At 45.4% G+C, this 6285-nt stretch carries 8 protein-coding genes; all 8 read left to right on the top strand.

Annotation, left to right across the window (positions count from 1 at the left end; all coding sequences use genetic code 11):
• Positions 1-155: 155 nt before the first annotated feature.
• The gene (gene fliD / locus CAG68_RS11905; RefSeq protein WP_161441186.1) at positions 156-1502 is read left to right on the top strand and encodes a flagellar filament capping protein FliD; all 1347 of its coding nucleotides are present in this window, start codon (positions 156-158) and stop codon (positions 1500-1502) included.
• A gap of 32 nt (positions 1503-1534) precedes the next feature.
• Complete coding sequence (gene fliS, locus CAG68_RS11900) at positions 1535-1921, top strand: flagellar export chaperone FliS (protein ID WP_161441185.1); 387 nt, start codon at positions 1535-1537, stop codon at positions 1919-1921.
• On the top strand, positions 1905-2225 hold the full coding sequence (locus tag CAG68_RS11895) for a hypothetical protein (RefSeq protein WP_005375013.1): 321 nt from the start codon (positions 1905-1907) through the stop codon (positions 2223-2225). Before fliS ends, CAG68_RS11895 begins: the two co-directional genes overlap by 17 nt.
• Positions 2222-3295: a flagellar hook-length control protein FliK gene (locus CAG68_RS11890; protein ID WP_161441184.1), complete on the top strand. Its 1074-nt coding sequence runs from the start codon at positions 2222-2224 to the stop codon at positions 3293-3295. Before CAG68_RS11895 ends, CAG68_RS11890 begins: the two co-directional genes overlap by 4 nt.
• Positions 3296-3317: 22 nt before the next feature.
• Positions 3318-3818 carry a flagellar basal body-associated FliL family protein gene (locus CAG68_RS11885; protein WP_005375011.1) on the top strand — a complete coding sequence of 167 codons (501 nt, stop codon included), beginning with the start codon at positions 3318-3320 and terminating at the stop codon, positions 3816-3818.
• Positions 3819-3830: 12 nt separating this feature from the next.
• Entirely contained in the window at positions 3831-4559 is a 729-nt protein-coding gene (locus CAG68_RS11880; protein ID WP_005375008.1) for a FliA/WhiG family RNA polymerase sigma factor, read from the top strand.
• Between the two features lie 10 nt (positions 4560-4569).
• Positions 4570-5427, top strand: coding sequence for a flagellar motor stator protein MotA (gene motA / locus CAG68_RS11875; RefSeq protein ID WP_005375006.1), 858 nt, complete (start codon positions 4570-4572; stop codon positions 5425-5427).
• Positions 5427-6285 (top strand): flagellar motor protein MotB (locus tag CAG68_RS11870; protein WP_161441183.1); only part of this gene is annotated, 859 nt, incomplete at its 3' end. The genes motA and CAG68_RS11870, both read left to right, overlap by 1 nt.

Genomic DNA, 6285 nt, shown 5'->3' with positions numbered 1-6285 from the left:
GGTGGAAACACCACTTCCTCCCAAGAAAACAAAATAGCTTTAAACCTTTGTTTTAATTGAATTTAATATACGGCACGCATCTTGCCACTGATAATTAAACTAAGGCGTAGCATTCAAAGTATTCAAGCCAATAAGAGATGAGAGGAGCACACCTCATGAGTTCTTTAGACCCAGTAAAAATGGCAACCCAATTCGCACAATTGGACACAAACCCATTCAAAAACCGTTACCAAGCGCAAGCTAATGTGTACCAGTCACAACTGTCAGCTTTTAATAAAGTTGAAAGCGCACTACGTGATTTTCGTACTGCAATGAAAGAGATGAATAACAGCACAAACAGCATCATCAAAAACAGTGCGACACTCTCTCAAGAAGGTAACTTTACTGCAAACGCGGATGCTAAAGCGCTAACGGGTAACTATCAGATTTTTGTAGAAAAAGTGGCAACGGCGCATCAAGTATCTACAGGTATGCCTGCAGACCTTGAGGCAACGACAGAAGTACCAACAACTGGATCTTTAGAATTCACCATCAACGGTGAAACAATGACTCTAGACTTGTCCTCCGTTGATGTTAATGGTGACGGCACTGCAACGATCAGCGATTTAGCCAGTGCGATTAACAATCACACGGATAACCCTGGCGTTAACGCCACTCTAGTTCGCTCGAATGGTCAAACACACTTTATGCTATCGAGCACTGAGACTGGTGTCGAAAATAAGATCAACGTATCTGCAGCGGGTACTGGCCAAGCGTGGTTTGAAGACGCCTTCACCAACCTCAAGCAAATTAACGCTCCGCAAGATGCGGTTATGTGGCTAGGTGCAAAAGACTCAGGCCTGAAACTAACCAACGCAAGTAATACTTTTGAAGGTGTCATCGACGGTGTTGACATTACCGTATCTAAACCGCAAGCCGCGGGAGATTCGCCAATCGGTTTAAAAATTGGAGCTGATAGCGAAGGCACTAAAGAACAACTAGATAAGTTTGTGGAAACCTACAATGCCCTTGTTTCTACTATCGATCAGTACACCCAAATTGGCGGTGAAGATCAGAAACGCGGCGTGCTCGCTAGCGACTCGACATTGCGTTCTATTGAGAGTCAGTTAACGGGGTTAATCCGAGGTGAACACAATGGTATGCGCCTAAGCGAAATCGGCGTGAGCCTAGACCGCAACGGTAAAATGAAAGTTGATCAAGAAAAGTTCAAAGAAGCTCAACAAACAAACAGCGCAGGCTTAGAGGCGTTGTTTAATGGGGATGACGCTTTGCTAGATTCTCTTGACGCGATGGTAGAGCCTTTCTTGAAGTTCTCATCAGGTACCTTCAGCACGCGTAAAGACGCAATACAGTCAAGCTTAGACCGAATCAAAGATAAACAAACCAATTTAGAGCGTAAGTACGAAATGTCGTACAACCGCTATCTCAAACAATTCACTCAAATGAATTCAATTATGACCCAAATGAACCAAACCATGTCCATGTTTAATGCTCAAAAATAAGACATTTGGTTCCAAATTTAGGAGAAATATTCATGCTTATGGATTCTGGTTACGATTCGTACCAACAAGTCGATCTCGACGCTCAAGCGGCAGCAGCAAATCCACACCAATTGGTCATCATGTTAATCGATGGCCTACTCGATGAAGTTGAACGTATTCGCGGCCACCTAGCCGCAAATCGTTTGGCCGAGAAAGGGAATGGAATCAACAAATGCATGAACATCTTGATTGGACTAACAAGTGCTTTAGATGATGAAAACGGCGGTGAAGTTGCGGAAAACCTACGCCAGCTGTATGACTTCTGCCAAGTCGAACTTTATTACGCTAGCGTGCAAAACGATGCAAATCGCTTGGTTAACGTTGAGCGTGTAATGGGTAACATTCGTGAAGGTTGGATGAATTTTGGACAACAAGCATAAAGTATCGCCAGAGCGATTCCGTCATTTATCTCAGCTCATCCAGTTCGCCGCAAAAACGGCCGATTGGCATGCGCTCAAGCGGTACGACTTGCAGTTGCGAGAGCTTTTGATCAGTCACAAGCCTTTTTTGAAAGATCCTAAGCTTGCACCTGAAATCCAGCGAGCGAAAACAGTGCACGCTAATGCCTTCGCAGTATTAGAGAAGTCGACCAACGAGTTGAAAAAAGAGATGAACATGGTCAATGACCATCAAGAACGCGCTATGGCCTATCAATTAGCAATGACCATGGAGCTAACTCAATGATCATACCTTCTTCAACTCAGCACTCGGGTAATTCGCCAGCTAACAATGAGGGTCACATCAAGCAAGCGAACTCGGTACACGGCTTTTCTCATGGTTTTAAATCAGTGAACAAGCAGAATGGTGAGCAAGACTTTAACTCTGCGTCAGCGGTACCGAGTTTTCACCTTACGGCCTCTACTTTGAACAGCGCAAACAAAGTACAAAGTCATGGTTTTGATACTGATGACCGCTCAGCTTCAGATCCGGATGCCAACTTGACCAGTACACCAGGGTTAACAGAATCGACTGATCTTGCAGCGCAAGCTCAAGCTTTAACCCAGGGTATGATTACCATGGCAGAGAAGCAGGCTGAGAAACTAGGAAAAGCGTCATCTTTAATGGCTGCGAGCGAAGTTAAGTCTGTTACTCAAGATTCGCCTAACGCCATGTTAAACACATCATCAAAACAAGATGTGAAGCAAAGTCTGCCGACTTCATCGAGTTCGCGTTTGCCTATCTCCGGTGCTGAGTTTCAAACTCTTTTGAATCAACCTGTTCAAGGGCAACCAACCGCCTCTCTACTTCAAGCACAAGCTCCTACAACACAACCTGCACATTCACCGGTTGCGACGAGTCATGTTCAAGCTCAAGGCTCTGAGTGGGCAGCGGTGCGTGTTGATACCACTGCCGGAAAGTGGGGGGAGCAAATGATGCAAGTTTTACATGATCGCGTGACGCTCCAAGCTCAACAAAATGTACAAGAAGCAAAAATCCGCCTAGACCCACCAGACTTGGGGAAACTGGATTTACTTGTACGTGTTGAAGGTGACCGATTAAGTGTCCACATCAACGCCAATGCCGCAGCAACACGAGAAGCTTTAATGCAAGTTTCGGAACGATTGCGTACTGAGTTACAAGAGCAAAACTTCGTTCATGTCGATGTCAATGTTGGCTCTGATCAAAACCAAGGTCGAAATGACCCACATGCAAACGAAGAAGACGCCAATATTTTCGCCGCACGAGAATCTGGTGCATTCCAAACCACGACAACAACTAACTATTCAGAACACTGGCTAAGCACTCAAGCTTAGTGAATCTTCGAGGAAAAAGGTTATGACCAAACAACAAATGATCGCCCTGTTTATCGCCATGATCATCACCAGTGCCCTCGTTTCGGCCGTCACAATTATGGGCGGAATCTGGTACTTAAACAAACACGCTCAAGAGTCACCTGACTCTGGTTCACTGATCGAAGACTCTCCACTGTCTTTTTTGGTCACAGAACAACCGACAAGTAAAGGTCCTAGCTTCCATCCTTTGGACAAAGTCGTTTTGACCGTTAAAGGCAAGAAACAGACTCACTTTGTGATGCTAGAACTGGCAATTGAGACACGCCGTCCAGAGCGTATCAAAGAGATCGATGAATACATGCCTATGGTACAAAACTCTCTATTAAAACTGTTTAGCGACAAAACGTTTGATCAGTTACAGCAAGCGGGTGCCATCGATATTCTGCAAGACGAAGTGAAGCAAACGCTTCTACTCGCTTTTGCTAAAACAGACATCGTCCGAGAAATCGACGATGTTTTGTTGACTAAATATGTTGTGCAATAACGGAGCACAACCATGTTAGACATGAATGTACAAGACACTTACACCACAGAAGAGGAAGTGACAACACCGTCACGACCAATTGATGAAAACGCATTGCTACAACGTCATCAGGTCATGGTAAAACGCGTAGTTAACCAGCTGCGCGTTCATGCCACTTCTCACTGTAGTATTGAAGATATGCAGCAGATAGGCCTTATCGCTCTAGTCGAGGCTGGACGCCGATATGGCGATGTTGACGATCCTCACTTTCCTGCTTTCGCCGTTTGTCGAGTTCGGGGAGCTATTTTAGACGAATTACGCCGACTAGATTGGCGTTCACGTAAGACTCGTCAACAAGCCCACGAGCTCAACGACGTGACTCGAGATCTCACTCGAACGTTAGGTCGAATGCCAACGGATGCCGAAATCATCCAGGCTTTAGGGACGAATGAGCAAGATTATTACAACCGCCAAAATGCCGCTCTCGCAGGCGAGATGCAAAGCCTTGACCAACTGATGGAGAGCAGCGGTGATAGCTACATTGGCGGACAATACGATGGCATGGAACATGAACATATTCGTCGTAGTTTAGACAGTGCTTTGGGTAAGTTACCTAAGCGCGATCAACTGCTCCTGACTCTGTTCTATCAACATGAACTCAACTTACACGAAATAGCTCTGGTATTGGATCTGACACCACCTCGTATATGTCAGCTTCACAAACAAGCGCTGAAACAACTCAACCAATTAATGTCCTCTTAGGAGTCACAAGATGCAAAAGTTTTTTGGAGTGCTCACTATCCTGGTGTGCGTCTTCGGTGGATATATGTGGGCCGGTGGTAGCTTAGGTGCTATCTGGCAGCCAGCCGAATTCCTTATCATTATTGGCGCCGCTGCTGGTTCTTTGATCATCGGTAATCCGCCTCATGTACTAAAAGAAATGCGTCGCCAAGTGCCAGCGACCATTAAAGGTCCAACAGAAGAGCATGAGTACTACATGGAATTAATGGCACTACTCAACAACTTGCTAGAGACAGCGAGAAACCGCGGATACAAGTTTCTGGATTCTCATATTGAGGCTCCGGAGCAAAGCTCTATGTTCCTCGCTTACCCGACGATCGCAGAAGATCATCGCCTAATTTCTTTCATTACTGACAATTTACGTTTAATGGCAATGGGACAGATGTCGCCTCATGAATTAGAGGGACTGCTAGAGCAAGAAATCGAAGCAATACAGAACGAAATGCTTTTACCTTCACGCTCACTACAGCGTACAGCAGAAGCACTACCTGGCTTCGGTATTCTTGCAGCAGTTGGTGGCATCATTATCACCATGCAAGCTATTGATGGCTCAATCGCTATGATTGGGTATCACGTTGCGGCAGCTCTCGTTGGTACATTCATTGGTATTTTCGGTTGTTACTGTGGCTTAGATCCACTAAGTAACGCCATGGCTCAGCGAGTAAAACGTAATATGACTGCTTTTGAGTGCGTTCGTGCAACCTTGGTTGCCTACGTAGCGAAAAAGCCGACATTGCTCGCCATTGACGCTGGTCGTAAACATATTCAGCTAGACATCAAACCAACATTCAACCAAATGGAGAAGTGGTTAGCTGAACAGGAGGGATAATGCAAAAACAAGAGCATGTAGTGTTCAAACGTGCCAAAGTATACAGCCATGATGAGTCGTCTCATGGCGGCGCGTGGAAAGTCGCGTTTGCTGACTTCATGATCGCCCTAATGGCGCTGTTTCTTGTACTTTGGGTTATGCAGGTGGTAGACAAAGAAGAGCGTAAAGCGATTGTTGCCCACTTGCATAGTTCAAGCGTATTCGACAAGAGTTACGGCAACCCATTTGATACGTCACAAAGTATTTCTCCTATCGACTTGGCACAGGACTCTTCTGTGCCAAGTAAACACAACTCCAACCATGTGGTAAGCTCTTACTTCAAAGGTGATGGGGATGGACCAGAAATTGATTCTTTGATTCCTGGTAACTTCGATACTCAAGAGCAACTTGCCGCACTAGCGAAAGTAATTGAGCAAATGACTGCCCAAATTAATGCGCAGGGAAATGTAAACGTCACGGTGACACCACAAGGTTTGCGTATCGTCCTTCAAGATGATTACAAACAGCATATGTTCAGCCGTGGTGGTGCAGAACTTACTCCTTTTTTTGAAGATTTACTGCTCGCACTAGCACCTGTATTTCATCGTGTTAACAACCCTCTGATCATCAGCGGACACACAGATGCAATTCCATTTAAAAAGCGTTTTGGTCGTCAATCTAACTGGGCGTTATCAGCCTCTCGAGCAGACGTAGCAAGAAATACGTTAGTTGAAGGCGGTATGCCGGATGATAGAGTAATGCAGGTAACGGGTATGTCAGATAGAGCGCTGCTTAATCCTGATGAGCCAGATTCTAGCGAAAACCGTCGTATTGAGCTGTTTGTTTTAACGACTCCTGCCGCTAAAGTGCTTGAGACCC

The organism is Vibrio sp. V42_P2S4T144, assembly GCF_009904715.1.
GTDB lineage: Bacteria > Pseudomonadota > Gammaproteobacteria > Enterobacterales > Vibrionaceae > Vibrio > Vibrio alginolyticus.
This window is presented reverse-complemented; position numbering and strand designations above follow the sequence as displayed.